Consider the following 22,438-nt stretch of genomic DNA (forward strand, 5'->3'; position numbering starts at 1 on the left):
CGAGCACGTTCTCGCCGGGATGGGCCGCCTTCCATCTATCACGGGAATCTGGCTGATAGACGGCCGGCGGCAACTTCCGGTCGAATCCGTATCGATTCCGCGCAACCCAACGCACCACACCCACTTGCCTCTGCCATCGAACGGCGCAAGAATGCGACCGGTAGGCATCGCCCCGTCCGAGCGCATGGGCGTTTCCCGGCTCCGGACCGGCAAAATGGCGCATTCCAAATGAATGATCGGTTACTCGGACACGAGGGACCACTCAATGATGGACACGGACGCAATACTCAAACAACTGGACTCGATTCTGCAACGTCATTTCCAGGCCGTTAACTCGGACGCCGATCCCATTCCTGCGTCGAGGATCAATGAGCTGCTCACCAGCGCTGAGGCGGCTATCCAACGACTTGCACCTCCGGGTTCCGCCTACCTCTCACGCGGTTCTGAGGCCCTGAAGGCGAATGGGGCAGACGAGTACCGCTTGGAACTACTGATGGGCGTTGTCGCCGCTCTCCGTCACGACCTCGAAGTCGGCGGCCTGCTACCGATCCAGGAGTTGATACGTGCCGAGGTGTTCGACGACTTTCTGGACATGGCGGATCACCTCCTTGCGTTAGGCTACAAGGACCCGGCGGCCGTTCTCGCCAGTGGCGTTTTGGAACAACACCTCAGGACACTGTGTCGCAGCCGCAATATCGCGACCGACGTAGATGGGAAACCCAAGAGCGCCGACAGCTTGAATTCAGAGCTGGCCCGCGTCGGCGCGTACAACAAGTTGGACCAAAAAAGCGTCACGTCGTGGCAGGACTTGAGGAACAAGGCCGCGCACGGAGAGTACGTGGCGTACGACGCGCGCCAGGTGCAACTCGTGATACTAGGAATCCGCGATTTCGCGCGACGGATCCCGCTCTGACGGCGGCCGATTAGCCAGCGGTTGCGCCCAGACGGCCTCCGGAGCTGGCTCAATGCGGCCTGGGGTGAACAGCGATCGGTAGGCGAACGGGAAGGCGACGGACATGAAGACGATCTCAGAGATCACGAGGCGGGCGATTGCCGACGGTCTCGCTGAGGGACCATACGACTGGGCCGGGCGCTTCAACGAGATCGACTTCCTCTCTCGTCTGTACGACCTAACCGCTCTTCCCTCCGACGACGGACGGTATGAGACTGCGGCCGGCGACATCCGCCAACACCGCGTCAACAACCAGGACGGCGAGCCGGACTGGGTCTTCTACGACCACCGGTTCGAGCTGCTCCGTGGAACGGACGAGGCGTTCGTGCAGTTCTTGTCCGGGACTGTACATCCGGCGGTTCGCCCGCATAGCGACCAGGCCTGGCAACTCGTCGAGATGTACAACGGCGAGCTCCGCCGCGACGGTTGGGAGCTGGTTCAAACCGACGAGATATCAGGGCGCCCGGTCTTCTCCGCACGTCGTGCCGACGCACAGCCCGAGGTGTTCGAAGAGCCAACCGGATGGCCGAAAGTCGACCGCCAAGTGGACGAGATTCGTCTCCGTCTGCGGGAGGGCCAGACCGAGGAGCAGTTCCAAGCGGTGGGCCACATGTGTCGAGAAACGCTGATATCCCTCGCCCAGGCGGTATACAACCGCAACCGTCACCCGCCTCTGGACGGGTCGGAACCCAGCGCCACTGATGCGAAGCGAATGCTCGAGGCCTTCATTGCGGCGGAACTCGCCGGACCGGCGAATGCCGACGCCCGCAAGCACGCGAGGGCGGCGTTCGACCTCGCCAACGGCCTCCAACACGATCGAACAGCCGGATTCCGAGATGCAGCGCTGTGTGCGGAGGCCACGGTCTCCGTGGTACGAATCGCGGCCATTGTTTCTGGACGTCGCGAGCGAACGGAGCTCGGCGACTGACATTCCCGCGGCCCAACCTGGCGCTTCACTATCGGAGTCCGGACGGCCGCACGATCGGCTCCTCGGTCGAGCGTGGCGACTCGCGACCGCACCCCTGCACGGGTGCCCTGGTCGTCCTTCGGTGGGACGACCTCCGCAATACCTTCTTCGTCCTGACCTCGTACCCGGAGGCTACGCGATGGCTCCTCGACGCACGCTGGCACGCGGGAGCCGTCCGACGCTCTCCGCGGCTGACTATCCCACGCCCGGCTCTTTCTTCGCCGGGTACCTACACGAGGACTTTGTGGAAGATCACGGCTCGCTGGAGGAGGCGCTTCGAGCGTTTCGGGCCGACGCCGACGAGGAGGAGCAGGAGCGGTTCACGCGGGAATCAGCGGGGCTGCTGGAGGCGGCCGCGAGGCTTCCGTACGACGTGGTCGCGGGTTTCATCCGGCGGGACCTTGGGGCGACCTGGCGTCCGACGGACCTCGCCCAGCTCGAGCGCCTGTTGGGTCGGTCTCCGGACCAGGCCAAACGCGCATCGGGCGGCAGTTGAAAAGGACTCGGTGAGCGACGGCAGCTGTCGGGTTTCGGTGGCTATGCAGGCGATTCACGCAAATCGGACGCATTGGACCAAGACGGAGACAGATGACTGGGTGACCTCGCTGTGCCTGATCCTGGTCTTCGGAGGGGCACTCGTTTCGGCCACGTTCTTTGGAATGGTGATTGGCGTTCCCGCCCTCGTTGCCGGGCTCGTCCTCGGTGCCCTTCGGCTTGCCGGCCTCAATCCGTTCGTGAGCTATCTCTCGAAGAAGACAAAACTGGAAGGCCCTTGCCCGTATTGCACGGACCCGATTGTCCTGCTCTCTTCAAAGTCATCCTTCACGTGCGGGCGTTGCCGGCACGAAGTGGTTGTTCGAGGAGACGATTTCATCGCGCTGCCTTGAAGACTCCCCGACCGTTCCGGCACGGAGAGGTTTGCGCCGCGACGCGCTGGTCGGTCGCTCATTCGTCAGGACAGTGATAGTGTGCGCAGGTCGATGCCCGTGTCGGGCGAGCGGCCGGCTCCAGCTGGCGCGTGCGGAGAGCTCCGTCAGCGGGTGACTGCCTCCCCAAAGGCGATGCTGGCCGCCGTGCTGGCCACCGTTGAACGTCCGAGGCGCGCTACTGGCTCACCGAGGCTGCCATGACGGTCCTCCGACCACGCGTTTGAACCTCTCGCCGGCGGGCAGCGTCGCGTTGCCCTGGAGATTGTTGATCAGGCCCACCAGTTGCGGAGAAACGGTTGATGGGTACTCGCGGTTCAGCGCGTCGAGCGTGGCTGGACGAGCGACCGAGACGAGGTTCAGGCGCCGCGGCTGCACGTTCAGGACGTTCTGGTCCGTCTCCCGCGCGAAGCTGCCGATGGCCTGTGCGAACGCCTCCTGGTAGCTCGACCACCGCTGGCTGGAGGTGTAGCCGAGGATCTGGAACACCTGCTCCCGGTACTCCACCCAGGCCGCGAGGCCGCGCAGCGTGGTTGTGTCGCTCTGCGCCTCGAACGTGGTCGACACCGAGGGGAGTCCGCCAATCTCGCGCCGCCACTCGCTGCCCGCCTGGATACCTTCCTGCGAGAAGAACTTCTGCGCCGCCTGTCGCGCGCTCGACCCCGCGGCGAGTCGCAGCACGACGAGCGCGTCCTCGTTCGGGCTCACGGCGCCAACCGCCTGCTTCTCGTTGCTGCCCTTCCATCCGTTCGGGAACTGGATGCGGAAGGCCATCTCGGGATGGCGGAACAGGTTGCCCTGGAAGAAGCCCTCGCGTGGATTCTCGCCGAACACGATACCGTCCACCCGGCGCAGGTACGCGGGACGGTTGACGGCGAGACCCGAAGGGTCGCGGTTCAGCGACGCGACCGAGCGAGCCGCCCAGGCTTCGCGATTCTCGGGATTGGGGTGACTGGACAGCCACTGCGGCATCCGCCCCTGGCTCTCAGCCTGCTGGCTGACGCCCTCCAGCATCCGGAAGACGTCAACCATCTTCCGAGGGTCGTAACCGTCGTTCAACATGTAGCGGAAGCCGAGGCTATCCGCCTCGGATTCGTCCGCCCGACTGAACTTGAGGAACAGCAGGCCAAGGCCCGTCTGCGCGAGGCCGCCGAACTGCGCGACCTTCGGCGACACGATCATGCCCGCGACCAGCCCCACTTGCGCCAGCTGTTGCTGGCTCATCTGGCTGACTGAATGGCGCGCGGTGACGTGGCCGATCTCGTGGCCAAGGATGGCGGCAAGTTCCGCCTCGGAGTTGAGGTGCGTGAGGATGCCGCGCGTGACGTAGACGAAGCCGCCGGGAATCGCGAACGCGTTGACCGCGGCGTCGTCCACGACCCGAAACGTCCAGGGCAGGCTCGGCCGCTCGGTGCGCGAGGCGATCGAGGTACCGAGGGTCTGGACGTAGTGCTGCAGCCGGTCGTCCGGGTAGAGCCCGTAGCTGGCCGCAACCGCCTTGTCGGCTTCGCGGCCCATCGCGATTTCCTGCGATTCACTGATCATGGCCAGCTGCTTCTTCCCGGTCACCGGATTCGTGGCGCACGACAGCGCCAGACCGGCCAGGGCAGCGGTCATCACGCCTCGTCGGATCCCAAGTCCCACTCGAGCCATGATCAAGCCTCCAGTGTGCTTTCGTCGTGGAACGAACGGAGGCGGCGGCCGGCTACTGTCCGCCGCCCAGCGTGTTGCAGGCCTGCAAGCTCCCCGAGGTCAAGCCCCGGTTGAACCACGTCACCCGCTGTTCGGAACTGCCGTGTGTGAAGCGTTCCGGGAACACGCGGCCCGTGGCCATCCGCTGGATACGGTCGTCGCCGATGGCCGCCGCGGCCCGTAGTCGCGCCTCCGCATCGCCGCCGTCCAGTTCCACTTCTCCCCGCTGGGCGCGACCGGGCTGCGACGCGGCGTGCCCCCAGACGCCCGCGAAGCAATCCGCCTGCAGCTCGAGCGCCACCGAGAGTGCGTTGGCCTGGGACGAGCGCGCCTGTTGCGCCGCCCGCACGCGCCGGTCGATGCCGAGCAGCATCTGCCCTGTGGCACGGTGGAGTCGGCGACGGGGCCGTTCTATTGCCCCGCCGATCACTTCGTCTACCTGTACCTCGGTTTCTTCGACGAATTGCGGCAGCGGTTCGGAGCGCCGGGCGAATTCGCCCAGGCCTACGTGGTGGCGCACGAACTGGGGCACCACGTGCCGACATCCCCTTGTCCTGTCTTCCTGCACTGGCAATTCGGTACCAGAGGAGACCGCACGCGTCGCCGTCTGCGGCTCTCTGTGACTCACCGATTCAGTGCAGTGTTGTGGCGCGTGCAGAACGATGTCCTCGGAGACTCGCGAACCGTAGATCAACTCAATCGCGTGCACTGAAATGCCCTCCCTGTTCCAAGACTTTGTGGCGCAACCACGATCGACAGGCTCGTGCGGGGAACGCCAAACGTCGGCGCGCCCGCGATCCCGCAGATTCTACCTGAAGGATACCGGCCAGGCAGGACAGGTGAGGTCAAGCTGACCCTGCCGCCTTCGTAGAGTTCAGCGACTGCTCGCGGCAGCGGGTGGTGAAGCGGGCGCGATCCTAGTTCCGCCGCGTTTCGCTCAGCGACGTCACTCGTGCGAACGGGAAGTTGGCCAGCGACCGTGTCGCCATTCGTCCACGCGGCTGGCAGGCCCGGATGCGCAGGGAGAAGTCGAGGAACAGCTGGGTCCTGCCCAGCGGCGACCTTCGCCCAATAGCCGCGCGGTGGACACGGGATCGCCAACGCGTCACATACGCGCTTCAGGTAGTTGGACGACACCTCAGTACTTCCGGGCTACCGTCGTCATCGGCTCGGCCCAGATTTCCTGATAAAGGTCATTGCGGGAAACGGCCATGCGCGGATCGTCGCTCGCCTTGAAGGGTGCGAGACACGCGCCTCGAGTTGTGCTATTCTGTATTTGCGAATCGCGAATACTGAATGTCACAACCCACTCTTCGTCCGCAAGATGTCCTGGTTCTCGCGAAATTGCTGAGTTACCGCGGGCCTCGCCCGCCGATGGCCCAGATGGGCATCGACCTGTCGATCAGCTCCTCCGAAGTTCATGCCGCTCTGAAGCGCCTCGTGCTGTCGCGTCTCGTGTCGAGTGGTGACACCGGCAACCGACCGCTGCTCGAGCCCGTCCAGGAGTTCCTCGTCCATGGCCTGAGATACGCGTTTCCCGCGAAGCGAGGAGAGGTGACGCGCGGCGTGGCCACCTCATATGCCGCACCGCCGCTGAACAAACAGATCCAGTCCGGCTCCGACCTGCCGCCCGTCTGGCCGTTTCCCGAAGGACAGCATCGAGGCGTCACGCTCGAACCACTGTACCGAACGGTTCCTGCTGCGGCGCTCCGCGATCCGTTCCTGTACGAGCTGTTGTCTCTCATCGATGCGCTTCGAGACGGTCGCGCTCGGGAACGAACGCTCGCTGAACGCGAACTGGTCCACCGGCTTCGAGACCATGAACAACCCGAACCTGAGTCTGCTCGAAGCCGCGGTTAGGCTCCTCGAGCCGCTCCTTGACGACCTGGTGTTCGTCGGCGGCTGTGCAACGGGTCTCCTCATCACCGATCCGGCAGCGGAGGGTGTTCGGCCCACGACCGATGTGGACACCATCGTCGAGGTCCCGTCGTATGGCGAGTACGTCACCTTGTCAGAACGGTTGCGCGCCTTGAAGCTGCGCGAAGATCACAGCGAGAACGCGCCGACCTGCCGGTGGCGACATGGAGACCTGGCGATCGATGTGATGCCGACGGATGAGCGCATTCTCGGCTTCAGCAATCGCTTCTACAAACCTGCGATTGCATCCGCGCAGCGCATTCAGATCGCCGGCCTGCGGATTCGGCTCATCACGCCGGTCTACTTTCTTGCGACGAAGCTGGATGCCTTCAGAGCTCGCGGCAACGACGACTACAGCGGCAGCCACGATCTCGAGGACGTGATTGCGGTGATCGACGGCCGTCCCGAGATCGTCGATGACGTTCATACGGCCCCGTTTGACGTCCGCGTCTATGTTGCGTCTGAAATCCGGCAGTTACTGGCCACGGGGCGCTTCGTCGACGCCCTCCCTGGATTCCTCCTGCCCGATCCTGCCACTCAGCAACGGCTGCCCCTTCTGCTGGATCGACTGGCGGCCCTTGCCGGGCTGGGTCCTTCATAACAGACGAACGCGCGCCCCGCCGTCCGCGTGGGTGATCGGGCTCCCGTGACGGGATCGCACATCGGTCCCACTTCTTCGCGTTCCCACAAGAACACCCGCACTACTTCTGTTCGCGCTCGTTCGCTCCCAGCTCTTCTCCGAAGCGTAAACGCCCGAGATGGTCGGCGGACCTCGAGCAGACCATCATCTGCGTAACAGCTTGATGGACTAGAAGTTGCGACGCGCTCCCGAGGTCTCTTGTCAGACTCTTCGACGTAGTTTACGCTCAACCTCCAAGCTGGCGACAGCGAGATAGGCTCGGCAATGGCAACATCCTTTTTACGTGATATCGTTGGCAGTGTATTATGTATACATGATTCCTACATGGAACAAATGGGCTGCCACAATCACGTTTTAGTGATATGCTACAGTGCACATCACGAATAGATAATCCAATGCCTCACAGGACCATCGCTGAGACGCTACGTCAGAGCCGCCTGCTCCACGCCCTCAAGCAGGCGGAAGTGGCCAACAAACTCGGCATGCGACAAAGCCAGATCTCGACCCTAGAACGCGGACTAGTCAGCCCGCGCTTGTCGACGGTCGAAGATGTCGCTCGCGTCTTGGACCTAGAGCTGATGCTAGTGCCGCGGCAGCTGGTGCCAGTCGTCAAGGGGCTAGTTGAGGGGAACAGAGGTAACGTGACAGAAGAACGGGCTCTCTATACGCTGGACGAGGATGACGACCGCCAGCAGACCAAAGACCGTGACTCGGAGACCAGCTGAACGAGTTGAGGATTGCTATGACGGCTGTCGCACGCGAACCTCGCCGTCAGATCTCCACACCTGTGGGCACCCTCGAAGTGCGTCTTGGGCAAACCACGGTTGGCACACTTGCCCGCCTGCAGAATGACGCTACGCTGTTTGTCTTCGACCCTGAATACGTCGAAGACAACAATCGCCCGACCCTGAGTCTCGGCTACAAAGGTCGCGACGGCAACCTTGTACAAAATGTGCGTCCGACGCGCACGAAGCTGCCCACGTTCTTCTCCAATCTCCTTCCCGAAGGACATCTACGCCAATATCTCGCGGCTCGCGGCGCAGTCCACCCAGACCGAGAGTTCTTCTTGCTCTGGCTCGTCGGCGCCGATCTCCCCGGAGCGGTCGTCGCAGCAGCAAGTGACGGTGCCTTGCCCCCTCGAGCTGAGGGTGAAGAGCCGACGCATGCCGAGGAAGAACGGCCACTTCGATTCTCGCTGGCAGGCGTCCAGCTCAAGTTCTCGGCGGTGATGGAAACCTCCGGAGGACTGACGCTCCCTGTCGGAGGCGTGGGCGGAGATTGGATAGCCAAATTGCCCTCGCCGCGGTACAACTCCGTCCCTGAGACCGAGTACGCGATGATGACACTTGCCGCCGCAGTCGGCGTCCAAGTGCCAGAAGTCCGCCTTGTGCCAACTGCTGAGATCGGCGATCTGCCGAGCGGTCTGCCAGAGCGTTTTGGCCAGACGCTTGCCGTTCGCCGCTTCGACCGAACGGAGGGCGGAGAGCGAATCCACATCGAGGACTTCGCGCAGGTGTTCAACCGCTATCCGGACGACAAGTACGGCAAGGCGAGCTACAGCAACATCGCCGAAGTACTTTGGGCGGAAACCGGCGAAGTAGGGGCATCCGAGTTCGTGCGCCGGCTGGTGTTCAACGTACTCATTGGGAACGGAGACGCTCACTTAAAGAACTGGTCTCTCATCTACCCAGATCGCCGCACGCCCGCTCTGGCACCAGCCTACGATCTCGTCGGAACCGTCGCGTTCATCCAACACGATCGCCTCGCTCTATCGCTCGGCGGTACGAAGGAGTTCGGCGAAGTAGACATCGATCGGCTTCGGAGCTTCGCGGAGAAGGCTGGCTTGCCAACTCGCGCTGTGTTGAAGATCGCAAGCGAAACCGCACACGCTGTTCGTGATCTCTGGCCACAACACGAACCTGTCCGAGCGCTACCAGACAGCATTCGTGAAGCTATCGAAAGCCACATGAAGACAATACGTCTCTGAGTGCCCGGTCCACGTGTGGGCGAGCGTAGAACCGCGCGAATCTGAACTTCCCTCGACCGATCTCACCGAGACGACGCGATCCGTTCTGAAGACCCCGACAGGCGTCGTGGCCCCGCAGGGGCCGCGGCGCCCCGCCGTGAAACAGTCTTGGCGTGTCGGCGGAGAGCGGGCATGCGTGGACTGCGCGCCGTCAACTACTTCTGCCGGTCTAATTGTCGCCGCGCATGGACGGGAGCGGCAGGCTGCGGCACGCTGAACCGACCGTGATGAGGTGGGGACCCGGACTGATCCTCCGGGCCCCGGTGCCCCCCCCGGACTCCATGGGCCCAAGGCAGTCGCCTTCTTTGTGCCACGAATCGGCACCGGCGGCCAGTGGGAGCTGCGGCCGCGTGCGGCTCCATGGACGACGCACTCTGCCTCCGCACCTATCCCCGGCGCACTCAGCCCTTCACGATCTGTCGCCGCTGCGACCGCGGGCACGTGTACTGCTCGCCGGCCTGCCGCGTCGATGCCCGCACGGCCTCGGCCCGCGCGGCCCGCCGGCGGCATCAAGCGAGCGATGATTGCGACGGCGCAGCGCATACAGATCGCGGACCTCCGGATTCGGATCATCACGTCGGTCTCCTTCCTTGCGACGAAACTGGATGCCTTCAGAGGTCGCGGTAACGACGACTACAGCGGCAGCCACGATCTGGAAGACGTGATCGCGGTGATCGACGGCCGTCCCGAGATCGTCGATGACGTTCATACGGCCCCGTTTGACGTCCGCGTCTATGTTGCGTCCGACATCCGGCAGTTGCTGGCCACGAGTCGCTTTGTCGACGCCCTCCCTGGATTCCTCCTGCCCGATCCTGCCACTCAGCAACGGCTGCCCCTTCTGCTGGGCCGCCTGGCGGCCCTTGCCGGGCTGGGTCCTTCATAACAGACAAACGCGCGTCACGCCGTCCGTGCGGGCGATCTACTGGAACTTCTCAGGCGTGCTTTAGGGGGAGTGGAGAATATGGAGACGGTGATTCAGGTTTGGACCAGTGTTTTCGGGCCTGACACGTCGTTTCGCGGCCGAAGCCTGGAGACGGCGCCGGCGGAGAGCACCGTGTCCCGCCGCCCCAATCAGCCCCAAATCCCGGATCGGGTCCCGAGCCCGCCGCCAGAAACGGCCGGCGGCGGGAACCCGCCGCCGCCGACCGTCTCCACGATATCTCCACAACGGGGGTCGACTTCAGAGGACCGGAGAGGACGCCGGTGGACGTCGAGACGGGCTGGAAGTCGCTGTTCTAGCAAGCACTTAGACCAGAAGTCGCACGCCATCAATGGGTTGCGAAAAAGGTGCTCCTGAGATTTCGACTCCCGCCGCCTCCACCAGTTTCTGACGCCAAACCCGCATGTTCCGCAGAACCCGAACGGGTTTGGCCTGTCCTGCTGCAATCGCTGAACAAACCCGACCGTCGCGCGATGCCCGCCAGCGAGCTCTGGCGAGGGTCCCAACTCCGCCGGCTCCCACAATGATGCCACGCACTCGGCAGAATGTGCGTTCGGCCGTCCGGCGTGCGGGCTACAATTGTCCAGAGGGAAGCGATGCCTGAGCTGCGCCAGAACATCACCGCGACAATTCGCCGCGGCGATCAGTCCGGTTTCATTGGTGAGTGCCTGGAAGTTGCGGTAGTCACGCAAGGCGCTACCGTCGATGAGACCATCGAGAACCTGCGCGGGGCGGTCGCTCTCCACCTTGATGGCGAAAACCCCGCTGACTTCGGCCTGCGAGACTGTCCGACGCTGCTCGTGACGATCGAGGTGCAGCCGTCGTATGCCAAAGCTTCGTAGGCTTTCCGGCGACGAGGTCGTTAGTATCTTCCGCGGTTTCGGGTTTCGTGTCGTCGCGCAGCACGGCAGCCACATCAAGCTCGTCCGAGATTCGCCGTCCGGGCGTCACGTGCTGACGATTCCCGCGCATCGGGAACTGGATACCGGCACGCTCCGCGCCATCATTCGGCAGGCGAGCCGGTTCGTGGCCGCCGACGAACTCGAGCCGCATTTCCGCCGTTGACCGTCCGCCTCAGATAGAGCTCGACCTGCGCCGGCCAGACAGTGTGCGTAGGATCGCATCCAAGACTTGGTCGAGCCACATCCCGACATCCTCCGCCAGGAATCGCAGCACGAAATAGCCGTTCTCCTGCAGCAATTGGTCCTTCCTGCGGTCTCGCCGGTAGGCCGCCGGATCTGCCAGGTGCTGGCCTCCATCCAGCTCAACAGCGACGCGGGTCTCAGCGCTGAGCAAGTCGACTTCCAGCCGCCCGTGCCCGTCGAACGGAATCGGTAAGCACTCGTTCAGCGTGAACCGCCCCTTGGTCTCGACCAGCGTTTCCAACCGTCGGAACAGGAACTCCTCCGTGGCGCTGCGGGCGCGCTCGGCTCCTTCGGCATCCGGTGGCACGGCACGCGCCGCATGCACGAACAGACTAGCCAGCGGCACGTCGACGCCATCGCGGACAAGGCGCCGGACGCTCCCCGAGTAGTCTCGCTTCCACACGGGGTCTGACGGCAGGATCACGTCGGCGGGCCAGCCCGGTATCGCACTCGCCGGCAGGAGAATCTGATACCCGATCGCTTCGTAACCCCGGCACCGGCGGTCGAACATCCGTGCCAGCATCGGCACATTCAGATCGGCGTAGTCGAACACGCGCACGTCCCGCTTGCCATCGTGCAGGCGGTGCAGCCGACCCGCGTACTGGGCGACGGTACCCCGCCACGACACGGGCAGCGTCAGGAACAGCGTGTCGAGCCTCGGGTCGTCAAACCCTTCTCCGATGTACTTCCCTGTTGCCAAGATGACGCGCCCTTCGCCTGGCGGCACCGACGTCAGGCGTTCCGCCATCGCGAGTCGCTGCTTCTTGCCGAGCCCGGCCCTGAGGATGATCACGTGAGCGACCTGACCGACGATCCCGGCCTCGAGCCGGTCGAGGTGCTCGTTCCGTTCCGTCAGGACGAGCGGAGACCGGCCGGTGCTCACCGCCTCCACCACGTCGGCGCAGATGCGATGATTACGCTGGTCGTCCTCCACCAGGCCCTGGTACAACGCCTGGAACTCCAGGCGTCTGTCCGACTCAGGCTCGCGCAGAGGCAGAAAGGCGGTCGGCTGCACAAGCACGATGTGCTCGAACGGGTGGGCGGCGGCTTGAGTCCGTGGGTCGACTCTATGCCGAACCGGCCCGCACTGCATGAAGATGATGGGGTGGTGCCCGTCCTTGCGGATCACCGTGGCGGAGAGGCCGAGGACGAACCGGGCCTTCGACTGGCGGGCGACATTCTCGAAGCTCTGCGCCGACAGGTGGTGGCACTCATCGACGATGAGGTGACCGTAGTCGGCAACGCGATCGTCAACGACGCCCTTTCGGACCAGGCTCTGGATGATGGCGACATCGAGTCGGCCCGTGGCTCGATCGCGTCCGCCGCCAATCCGACCGATCGCTTTCGACGGTACGCCGAGAAACGTTGACAATCGATCCACCCACTGATCCATGAGTTGCCGGCGGTGGACCAGCACAAGCGCGTTCACGCCGCGTCTGGCGATAAGCCATGCCGCGATGACCGTCTTCCCGAACGCCGTCGTGGCCGCCAACACGCCGGTATCGTGCCTCAGCATGGCTTCAGCGGCTCGCTGCTGGTCGACTCGCAGCTCTCCCTGGAAACGCACGTCCAGATTCGTGCCCGCCTGGCGTTCGTCGCGGAGCACTGTCCGTACGCCCGCGTTGTGCAGCACCGCGCGCACATCGTCCAGGCAGCCTCGTGGCAGACCGATGTGATGGGGATGGTCCTCCGCACAGGCCACCACGCGAGGCTTGCCGAACGTGGAGAACCGCATCGCCTGTGCCGCGTAGAACTCGGGGTTCTGAAAGGCCGCCACCCGCAGCAACCGATTCCGCAGACCGGGGTTCAGGCCGTCCTTCGGGATGTAGAGCTGGTTCGCCTGGACGATCTCAATCGACTTCGGAAGAAGCCCGGTGACCGGCGGGTCTTTGTGACCACGTGAGGGCGGTGCGATCCACGGAGCGTCGTCATCGTCCTCGTCCGGCGGCAGCCGTACGCCGAGGATGCGACCGTTGTGTTCGGCCTCCTGCGCCAGCCGCTCGGCGTGGTCCCGACTGACTCGCCGGACACCTGCCAGAAAGGCCCACTGGTCCAACCAGGGCGACAGATTGTCGTTGAGAAACACACTGTGTCCCTGGTCGCGGGCTCGCTTCTGCAGGGGCAGGGCGATGAGGTTCCCGAAGCCACCTTGCGGCATCGTGTCCTGATTCGGAAACAGCCGGTCGTACGAATCCAACCCGATGTCCGGCCGCCCTTCCATCGTCTCGGTGAGCAGGAAGGATCCCAGTCTGCGGGCGAGCGCCGCCGGTATGGCCCGGTCGAAGAACATCCAGACATGTCCGCCTCGCCCGGAGCGAGACCGCTCGAGGGCCGCCGGCAAATCGAACCGCCGGCAGGTCGCGAGGAAGGCGACGGCATCCTCCTGCCAGCCCTCCTTGTCGAAGTCGATCGCGAGGAAGTGGCAGGTCTCGTCCAGCAGCAGCGGGTACACGCCCGCAACGAATGGCAGTCCTGCGGCGTCCTTCCCTGTCAGATGCCAACTGATGACGTCGTCGGTCACCGGAAGAAAGCGACGCTGTGGACAGTCCGTGCACTTGATCCGGGGCTTCTCGCACAGGCCCCTCACCCACTCGTTGCCACAGGCGGGCTGATAGCCTGCCTTCCCTGTCCGCCGACTCTCGAACCGGCGCGGATACACGTCCTCTCGACCGCGGAAGAGCGAACGGAAGAGCGCGATCTTCTCCTGGGGCGGTGAAGTCCGCGAGGCGAGCAACGGTATCGGTCTGCTCGGCACGAGGATCAGTCTAGCCGGGATCAGCTGCCGCGTGCCGCTCCAAGGACCGGGGCGTCGTGCTGGGGCTGATTTGGGGGGTTGGAACGCGGGATCAGCGGATCACGCGTGTTGCGAGGTCACGACTTTCGGAGAAGACATAGAAACAGCCCGGTTCTTGAAAACCCTGTCAAGACCGACTCCCGCCGCCTCCATTCGACTCGCCTGCCACCTGCCTTCGGCGAGCCGCAGGCTCGCTCATGGCAGGCCCCCGGTGGGAAAATGCCCTGAGCGAGCGACCGAAGGGAGCGAGTCGAAGGGCAAGATCTCCACTCTCAGTCCGCGTCAGGTGCGAAAACTCGGCCGAGGACGGATCTCCGACAAATAGGCGTGTCGACTGCTTCGAGGGAGCTTGCGCCTCGGGAACCTCGGCCCGATCTGCGGGCCTACGATACCCCAGGCTTGCATCCCTTGATTTTGGGGCGGCCCCCGCGGGCACGCTTGGGCCATGGACACGCTGCCTCCCCCGCTCGCCTTCTTCGTCCTGCTCTTCGCCGGCTGGGTCAACCGGCAGCAGCAGGCCGTCATTGACTACCTGCTCGAGGAGAACCGTGTCCTCCCTGCCGCGCACGGTTCCCGACGGTTTCGTCTCACCGACGACCAGCGGCGCCGCCTGGCCGTGAAAGGCCAGGTTCTCGGCCGGCGCCGCCTCGCCGACATCGCCGGCATCGTCACGCCCGACACCATCCTCCGGTGGTATCGGCGGCTCGTCGCCGCGAAGTACGACGGCTCACAAACGCGCCGCCCGGGGCGCCCGCCCACCACGCCGGACATCGCCGCGCTCGTCGTCCGCATGGCGACCGAGAACCCGACCTGGGGCTACACCCGTATCCGCGGCGGGCTGAAGCGGCTCGGCCACGCCGTGGCGCGCAACACCATCAAGGCGATCCTCAACGACCACGGCATCGAGCCCGCACCGGAGCGCGGCACGAAGACGCCCTGGAAGACATTCCTGGCCGCCCATTGGGACGGTCTCGCGGCGGCCGACTTCTTCACCGTCGAGGTGCTGACCATGCGCGGACTGGTCCGCTACGTCGTCTGCTTCGTCATGAAGCTCAAGACCCGCACGGTGAAGATCGCCGGGATCACGCGTCAGCCGGACGAGGCCTGGATGATGCAGGTCGCCCGGAACCTGACCGACGCGCACGACGGCTTCCTGCGCGGCGTGACGCACCTCATCCTGGACCGCGACCCGCTCTACCCCGCCGCCTTTCGGCGCCTGCTCCGGCGCAGTGGCGTGACGCCCCTGGTCCTGCCGGCCTGGAGGCCCAATTTGAACGCGTTTGCCGAGCAATTTGTGCGGTCCGTCAAATCCGAGTGCCTGGAGCGGATCGTGCCACTTGGCGAAGGGCACCTCCGGGCGGCCGTCCGCGCGTTTGTCGAGCATTATCGTGCGGAGCGGCCGCACCAAGGTCTGGGCAATGAGATCATCGCCCCCAAGACACCGTCGATCGGCACCGGCCCGGTCACGTGCCGGGCCCGGCTTGGCGGCGTGCTCAAGTTCTATGACCGCGAGGCCGCGTAGCCCGATGGGCCGAGTCTTCGCACACGGCCCAAGGTCGCGGCTACGTGGCCGAGGCTGTCGCCGTGCTGGCACCGCGCCTGGCAGCAGGCCACGGGTTGATGCTGCAGCTCGGGTGAATAGCGTCGTCGAATGGCGGGACGGCCCGCGTTCTCGCGCGCGCCGGCTTGACGGAATCGCAACAGGTCCTGGTCCATCAGTTTCTCCTTGTGAGAGAAGCTGTCGCCGGCTTTCAGGCGGCTGACCAGATGGGCTGGGGCGAGGGCCTACTGACTGGCGCGCTCGACTTCGCTCCGCCTTTACGTGCAATGGCGGCCACCCATCCACGCTATCATGTCCTCACACCCCCATGGCGCTCCAAACGTCACGGCTCGCCGTCGATGCCCTGGCCATCGTCAAGGACCAGCCGGCAAACACACTTCAACCTCCGCTACCTGACGGGATCCATCTGCGGTGGTCATTCGACCGCACGGCGGGCTTCCCGTGGTACGGCTACTACTTGTTCCGCCGCTCCCATAATGCGGCGGACCGGCAGGCTCGACATCCGGCACTGGAAAGCCTTGCGATTCAGCCGGGCGCCACCAACGTAGTCACGAGCGACGGCGAGTTCTCGAGCGACAGCAGCCTCGCAGTCGTGAACTATACGGCTCCGGGTGTTCCTGCGGCCCGCGGGTTGGATCTATCCGGCCGCACCTATCTGCGCTTCGCGCCGTCAGAACTCGTGAGCCGCGTGGTTGTCCGCGTGGGCCTGCGCACGACGATAGCACCGCCCTCCGCCATCGTGCTTTCGGCCTGGGCGCAGGATCCATCCAAGGGCGGCATCCCGATCGTCACCGCCAACAGCGCTGGTCCGGCGAACTCGGTGGTGGAAGCCTCTGTCGAAGCGGACGGAATCGTCGCCATCCAGATCACGACGGGCGACGGCGTGCTGGTACAGCTCAGTTTCGTGCCGATGAGTGACGGCGCATTGGTGGGCTGGAAGGAAGTGCCGGGCATCTCGTATCCGTTTACGCTTCCGCTCTCACACCCCGATTACCCGGCGTCGCCTGGACCGGTGAACCTCTCCGCCGCCGAGGCACAAGGACTCGCTCGCGTCGAGTACGGCTTGCCAACCGCGTGGGCCGGCACTCGATTTCAGGATCTGCACACGCAGTTGGTCACACTCGTCCAGGGCGGTCCAACAGGTCCGTCGATGGCCAGCAAGTCCGTCTCGATCCTGACGCCGCCGGCGCAACCCGCCGTTCCCACGTACTACCCCCTCGATCTCGTGCTCGTTGGCGCACTGAATCCCGCACTGGCCCAGATCGTCGGCGTCTATTGGATCGACCAGGCCAAGGCGTCCGGCCAGGATCCGATGTTCGCAACAACGGTGTACGACTACATGTTGGTGGCCGCCCACCAGCAATCGCTCGGCACGACCGCCGCTGACGCGCTTCGCTGGCTGCGGCTGAATGGCCTCAGCACCGTTGATTCGTGCGTCATCTCGAACAAGAGTCTCCTCACTCCCGCGCCTCAGCTCGTTCCGCCGACGGGCAGCGAATGTTACGCCCTGCCGAGCGGCGGCCTGCTGCCAATCGACGCCGGTTTGTCTCATCGCAACCACGTCGGGCTGCGGTGGGATCTCAAAGGCCCGGGGCAACGCGCCATCGATCCGCGCGCGGTGATGTATCACGTGTGGCGGACGGATCTCGGCACTGCGGATCAACCCGCGACGCCCGGCACCTACACGCCGCTCACGGCTCAAAGCCCCGTCGTCATCGTCGCGCCCGACGCGCCGGCACAACTGCCCGCCCCACCTCCCGACTGGCCGCCAGATCCGCTCTTGTACTTCGATCTCCGGCTGGCGGACGGCTGGTACGGCTACACGGTGAGCGGTGTCGACCTGTTCGGCCGGCACAGCGCGGCGAGCGCGCCTGCACCTTGGCGCCAGTGGTCGCCGGCGCCCATCCCGGCGCCGTGGTACTTCAAGCAGCCGGCTGCGGCCGACATGGTGGTGCACCCGACCGCCATCCAACTCCTCGACCGCTCGCTGCCGCCGCCGCCGACCGGCATCCAGGCGCTCGCGCTGGACGATGCCGATCCCACGCTGGTGAAGGACGCCGCCTATGCGACGTGGCGCGCAACCATCGTGGGCGCGGCCTGGTTCCAGGCGCTGACGAGCGACGGGCAGCGCACGTTCACCGGGCTCCGCGTCCGCTGGCTGTGGACGCACGCACACATGCGCCAGGCGCCCGACGTGCAGGAGTTCCGCATCTACTTCCAGTCGGGCCAGGTGGATGTGTTGCAGGGGACGGTCGTCGCTGTGACCGCCGCCACCGCGACCGAATCGGATCTGGTGACCGATATTGCCGGCAACCGACCGGCCGACACGTTTGCGGGCGCGTCGATTCGCGTGGGACTCGACGCCTTCAAGATCGAGTCGACGCAGGCAGGCTCACCTCTTCGCCTGCGCGTCACCAACATCGGCCCGTTGAGAGATGTTGCGCCGCAGTCGAACAAGAGCTGTTCGATCGCCATCCCCGAGGGGCATGTTGAGTTCGTGGATTACACCGATCCAACGGCATGGGAGGAGCGTTTTGCGATCGTCCCGTACGCCGATTCGCGGGGAGTGGCCGTACAGATTCCGGCAGCGGACGCGCTCGGCGTACTCCTGGACGGCGTTGGAGCCGCCGTCGCAGGCACTCGCGTCAGTCTGGACGGATTGCCGGACTTGTCGGGCCTGGCCGGCGTCGGCGAGCAACTCGTGCTCGATGCCGACACGAATCGCACGAACCGCACATACCTGATTGTCGCGGTAGACGATACCAACAAGCAGGTTGAGGTCGACGGATCGCCGAATACCGCTGGCGCGCTGTCGGCGTGGCGCATCGTCTACCCCTTGCGCAGCTACGATGTCCTGCTTCCGCTGGCGACAGACGCAGAGCACAGCGGCATTTCGCTCGCCACTCCCCTCGCAAGACCTGTGGCGTACGGCCAGGTGAGCGTGAGCGCCGCCGATCAGAAGTCGTACGCGCGCGATGCACGCACGACGGGTCGCCTCGCCAATCGCAACGGCAACGAGAGCCCGGTGGGCAACAAGGCCACTGTCTTCCGTGTTCGTCGCGAGCCTCCGCCAGCGCCGACTCTGCCGCCAGCGGACTCTGACGTACTGCTCGCCACTCGAGCCGACTACCTGGCACATTCGTTCTTCACCTTCCGATGGCTCCCGATCGCGAACACGCAGACCGACGTGTTCCGGGCTCTCGACGAATCGGTCTTCGACGCCGACTGGGAGAAACCGGTTGCCGAGCGCCTCCAGCTCGATCCCGTTCAGAATTCGCTTCACCGCGCGCTCTTCCCGGGTGCGTCCGCCGAGCCTCGGTGGGATGACGTGAAGTGTCAGGCAGTGGCGGACGAACTGAACGCGATCACCGGCATGAAGGCCGCCGGGGCCACTCGCGCCGCAGCTCTGGCGGCGTATCGCGCCCTCAGCAACGATGCCCAGCGCGTCCTCGCCGGACTTCCGGGCAACGAGCGGGCGTTCAGCCAGATCACGATTCGGCCGCTCGACTCGACGGATCCGGCCGTCTCCGATCGTCGCGGACCTGATTCCCCCGACGGCTACACGGCGAATCCGGCGCTGCGTGCGTTCGAAGACACGCTCGACGGGCGCTCGAGCAGCCGGTACTTCTACCGCGCGGGCTCGGTTGACGCCGCGCACAACCGCAGCGCGCAGCTGAGTCCGTCCACACCACCAGTCGCGTGCCCGGACGTCACGGCACCGTTGACGCCGTCGATCACGAAAGCGATCGGGGGCGATCGGCACATCACGCTGCAGTGGGCCTCGAACCGCGAGCGCGACCTCGCCGAGTACCGCGTCTATCGCTCCGACACCGAGCACGACGCGCGCGACATTCGGCTGATGACGAGCGTTGGCATCGTGTCGCCTGTCACCGGCGGCCCTGCCGCGCAGCCCGCCGAGATGATTTGGACCGACACACCAGTCGCCGGCGGCAAGAACTTCTACTATCGCGTCGTCGCCGCTGACACTAGTGGCAACGCCTCGGAGGCGTCGGCGAGCCTCCTGGCCCGCGCCTATGACGACGAGCGGCCGGATCCTCCGCAGTGGGGTGCCACCACGACGGTCGGCAACGATGTGCGGCTGACGTTCGTGCTCGCCGATCCAACGCATCGTCCCCTCGTCCAACGTTGCGACGCGGATGCCTACCTTCCGGCCTGGAACAACCTGACGTCGTGGCTGCCCGCCGGCACCGGCGAGTGGACCGACTCGACGCGCGTGCCCGGCCGCGACTATCTGTACCGCGTTCGCGTGCAGGACGATCGCCAGCGGGTCAATCGCCTCTTCGTCGAGTCGAGGGTGTAGCCATGGCGACGATGTTCTCCATGTTCCTGCCGCCGGCCGCGACCAGTGCCGCGTCCGTCTTTCGCGAGAAGACGCCGTACGGGCCCTATACCATTTCGACCGGCGCGGGCTTTTCGGTTGGCGTCGTGATCGAAATCGCGGAGACGGCCCCGTCCGCGCAGCGGACGGTTCGCGCGTGCTGCGGGGGCTGGCTGAAAGTGAGCGGCACGCAGGCTGGAACGAGCGCGACGGATCCGGATGCGTCGTTCGTCCTTACGCTCATTCCCCTGCCGCCTCCCACGCTGGCGCTTCACGATGTCAGCCATCAGTCCGCGTTCGAGATGCCGACGGCCTTCGTGTACGCCGGGATCGATGCCGCGAGTGTCAAGGCCACCCTGGCGACTCAGATCGATCGGAAGATCTTCGATCGACGATCCGGACGTCTGATTCAGATCAGCAGCAACATCCCGGTCGACACCAAGTGGGCTGCCTTCTGCGACGGCAAGCTCCAGATTCCGCTCGCGGCCGGCGACTCGATAGGCGAAGTGAGCGCCAAGAGCCTGGACTCGGGGTACCGAAGCGTCGGATTCGCGGTACGAACGAATTCAGGCGGTGCACTCGACACCACAACCGAGCCTCTCAACTTTCTCGATCCCGCCCTCCTCTTCACGCGTCTCGCCGCGTTGAAGCTCTCCGGCGGCGCGGACGCCATCGATGCGGCCGACCGGACTGATTCGTGGCTCGACATCGCCACGACCGATCGCACCAGCGTCACCATTCGCGATGAATGGAACACGCCGCTCATCGACGCCACGCAGCAGGTCGTCGTGTCGGATGGCGTCACCTCCCAGTCGATCGCACTCACCGTCGATCGTCAGGGCACGTTCGTGCTTCCGGCGGGTGGCGCGGGCCCGTATAGCATCACGCTGGCGGGCCGCAAGCTGACGCTGGCCACGAGCGACTTCACTGCCTCGGACAGCGTGCTCATCACCCCGACGACCGGCGCCCACCACGTGATCGGCACGGTCCGTCCGGAAGACTGGTTTCATCCAACCACGCCGTCGCACGCGACATCGGCGACCGAGCTCCCGTTGTTCACGGAAGACAACGAAGTGGAATCGCTCATCGACGGCCTGGAGGCGTTTCCGCTCATCGTCAGCGACTTGAAGAAGATCGATGCCTCGACGGGTTTCTTCCTCTTCACCAACTGGTGGACCGAGCACCAGTTCGAGCTGGTGCCGGGTGATGCGGACTCGACTCTCGAAAAGCTGATGAGACAGGCAGACCTCGCGGGCGCGCCGACGCGAGCGCTGATCTTCAACCACTTCGCCGATCTCATTGTGCCCACGCCATTTTCGCCAGACAACGCCCGCGCATGCGTGTACATGAATGCGTTGGCGAACGGACAAGCGGTCCTCGACGGCCGTACCCACCATTTCTTCTTTCCGCCCGCGGGCGTGTATGTCGCGGCCCAGACGTGGGCTCTGTACGACCCGGCAGGCGCGGTCGCCCACCTGGCCGACCTTATGACCGGCTCCACCGGCCCGAACCATTTGGGAACCCATCACACGAAGTCGGCCGTCATCCGCAATCGGCAGGGCACCGTGGCCTATGTCGGCGGGATGGATTTCAATTCCAATCGACTGGACAGCCGCGAGCACGCCGCGAGTGCCACGCGCTTTCACGACGTGCACTGCCGCGTCAGGGGTCCCGCCGCGAGTGATTTGACAAAGGTGTTCGTGGATCGCTGGGCCGATCATCCCGACAATCAGCCGGCGGCGCGGCAGTTGGCTATCGGCGCGCCCGCGAGCGGCGCCACGGGCACGAAGATCGAACCGACGATCAACTCTCCAACCTCCCGGTCCACATGCTTCGTACAGATCGCGCGAACGATCCCGGCAGGCGTCACGAACTACGCGCCCAATGGCGACCGCACAATCGTCGCGACGATCAAGCAGGCCATCGGACGGGCGCGACGATACGTGTACATCGAAGACCAGTACCTCTGGGCAGCCGATGTCAGCGCCGCACTGCAGGGCGCACTTCCCAACATCGATCACCTGATCGTCGTCGTGGATCACAGCGGCGGCGAGTCGAATGCCGCGCCATCGAACCGGGCACACTACCTGTTCCTCGACCCGCTCCACCGGGCCTTTCCTGAGAAGCTGCACGTCTTCAGCCTCGGCAACCACGGCTCCGAGTACAAGATTCACACCAAGGCCGTGATCGTCGACGACGTGTTTGCGACCGTCGGATCGGCCAACATGGGCCGCCGCAGCTACACGCACGACACCGAAACGAACGCCAACATCATCGACGGCAAGATCGAGGATGGGGCACGAAAGTTCGCGCGCGACCTTCGCGTGCGCCTGTGGGCCGAGCATCTTGGCTGGCCGGACTCGGCGAACTCCTATCAGCGCCTGGCCAACATAGACGAGGCGGTTCGTTATCTGACGACCCCGACTTCCGTGTCGCGCCTTCTGCCATTCGATCTGAACGCAGGCGCCGGCACGGGCTACATGCTGACGTGGGACTCGCTCTGGGAGCCCGACGGCAGCGCGCCTCCGGCACCCTGAGC

The 22,438-nt window shown here is 64.9% G+C and carries 16 protein-coding genes; 13 read left to right on the forward strand and 3 right to left on the reverse strand.

The window, feature by feature from the left end; all coding sequences use genetic code 11:
- The first annotated feature begins 265 nt into the window (after positions 1–265).
- From VGK32_23460 to VGK32_23475, 4 genes are all read left to right on the forward strand, one after another.
- Entirely contained in the window at positions 266–913 is a 648-nt protein-coding gene (locus tag VGK32_23460; GenBank protein ID HEY3384730.1) for a hypothetical protein, read from the forward strand.
- 103 nt (positions 914–1,016) lie between these two features.
- On the forward strand, positions 1,017–1,880 hold the full coding sequence (locus VGK32_23465; protein ID HEY3384731.1) for a hypothetical protein: 864 nt from the start codon (positions 1,017–1,019) through the stop codon (positions 1,878–1,880).
- A gap of 178 nt (positions 1,881–2,058) precedes the next feature.
- A complete protein-coding gene (locus VGK32_23470) occupies positions 2,059–2,415 on the forward strand; it encodes a hypothetical protein (protein HEY3384732.1) in 357 nt (118 codons plus the stop codon).
- A gap of 10 nt (positions 2,416–2,425) precedes the next feature.
- Positions 2,426–2,806 (forward strand): hypothetical protein, encoded by a 381-nt coding sequence (locus VGK32_23475; GenBank protein ID HEY3384733.1) that lies wholly within the window; start codon positions 2,426–2,428, stop codon positions 2,804–2,806.
- Positions 2,807–3,031: 225 nt separating this feature from the next.
- Here the strand turns inward: VGK32_23475 and VGK32_23480 are convergent, their stop codons facing one another.
- Together VGK32_23480 and VGK32_23485 are read right to left on the reverse strand one after the other, a co-directional pair.
- Positions 3,032–4,498, reverse strand: a complete 1,467-nt coding sequence (locus VGK32_23480; GenBank protein HEY3384734.1) for a M48 family metalloprotease — start codon at positions 4,496–4,498, stop codon at positions 3,032–3,034.
- 52 nt (positions 4,499–4,550) lie between these two features.
- Positions 4,551–5,246: a neutral zinc metallopeptidase gene (locus tag VGK32_23485; protein HEY3384735.1), complete on the reverse strand. Its 696-nt coding sequence runs from the start codon at positions 5,244–5,246 to the stop codon at positions 4,551–4,553.
- Positions 5,247–5,920: 674 nt separating this feature from the next.
- Between VGK32_23485 and VGK32_23490 the strand changes: the two genes are divergently transcribed.
- From VGK32_23490 to VGK32_23515, 6 genes are all read left to right on the forward strand, one after another.
- Positions 5,921–6,397, forward strand: coding sequence for a hypothetical protein (locus VGK32_23490; protein ID HEY3384736.1), 477 nt, complete (start codon positions 5,921–5,923; stop codon positions 6,395–6,397).
- On the forward strand, positions 6,357–7,055 hold the full coding sequence (locus tag VGK32_23495; protein ID HEY3384737.1) for a hypothetical protein: 699 nt from the start codon (positions 6,357–6,359) through the stop codon (positions 7,053–7,055). The genes VGK32_23490 and VGK32_23495 overlap by 41 nt, the downstream gene beginning before the upstream one ends.
- A gap of 781 nt (positions 7,056–7,836) precedes the next feature.
- On the forward strand, positions 7,837–9,081 hold the full coding sequence (locus VGK32_23500) for a type II toxin-antitoxin system HipA family toxin (protein ID HEY3384738.1): 1,245 nt from the start codon (positions 7,837–7,839) through the stop codon (positions 9,079–9,081).
- A gap of 559 nt (positions 9,082–9,640) precedes the next feature.
- Positions 9,641–10,003, forward strand: coding sequence for a hypothetical protein (locus tag VGK32_23505; protein ID HEY3384739.1), 363 nt, complete (start codon positions 9,641–9,643; stop codon positions 10,001–10,003).
- A gap of 653 nt (positions 10,004–10,656) precedes the next feature.
- Entirely contained in the window at positions 10,657–10,902 is a 246-nt protein-coding gene (locus tag VGK32_23510; protein ID HEY3384740.1) for a hypothetical protein, read from the forward strand.
- Entirely contained in the window at positions 10,886–11,125 is a 240-nt protein-coding gene (locus VGK32_23515) for a type II toxin-antitoxin system HicA family toxin (protein HEY3384741.1), read from the forward strand. Before VGK32_23510 ends, VGK32_23515 begins: the two co-directional genes overlap by 17 nt.
- Before the next feature lie 9 nt (positions 11,126–11,134).
- On the opposite strand, the gene VGK32_23520 is transcribed toward VGK32_23515, so the two are convergent.
- Positions 11,135–13,960: a DEAD/DEAH box helicase family protein gene (locus tag VGK32_23520; protein HEY3384742.1), complete on the reverse strand. Its 2,826-nt coding sequence runs from the start codon at positions 13,958–13,960 to the stop codon at positions 11,135–11,137.
- A gap of 484 nt (positions 13,961–14,444) precedes the next feature.
- On the opposite strand from VGK32_23520, the gene VGK32_23525 reads away from it, so the two are divergent.
- From VGK32_23525 to VGK32_23535, 3 genes are all read left to right on the forward strand, one after another.
- The gene (locus VGK32_23525; GenBank protein HEY3384743.1) at positions 14,445–15,521 is read left to right on the forward strand and encodes an integrase core domain-containing protein; all 1,077 of its coding nucleotides are present in this window, start codon (positions 14,445–14,447) and stop codon (positions 15,519–15,521) included.
- A gap of 346 nt (positions 15,522–15,867) precedes the next feature.
- Complete coding sequence (locus VGK32_23530; protein HEY3384744.1) at positions 15,868–19,881, forward strand: hypothetical protein; 4,014 nt, start codon at positions 15,868–15,870, stop codon at positions 19,879–19,881.
- 2 nt (positions 19,882–19,883) lie between these two features.
- Positions 19,884–22,436 carry a phospholipase D-like domain-containing protein gene (locus tag VGK32_23535; protein HEY3384745.1) on the forward strand — a complete coding sequence of 851 codons (2,553 nt, stop codon included), beginning with the start codon at positions 19,884–19,886 and terminating at the stop codon, positions 22,434–22,436.
- Positions 22,437–22,438 lie beyond the last annotated feature (2 nt).

It is taken from the genome of Vicinamibacterales bacterium, from assembly GCA_036504215.1.
GTDB lineage: Bacteria > Acidobacteriota > Vicinamibacteria > Vicinamibacterales > Fen-181 > FEN-299.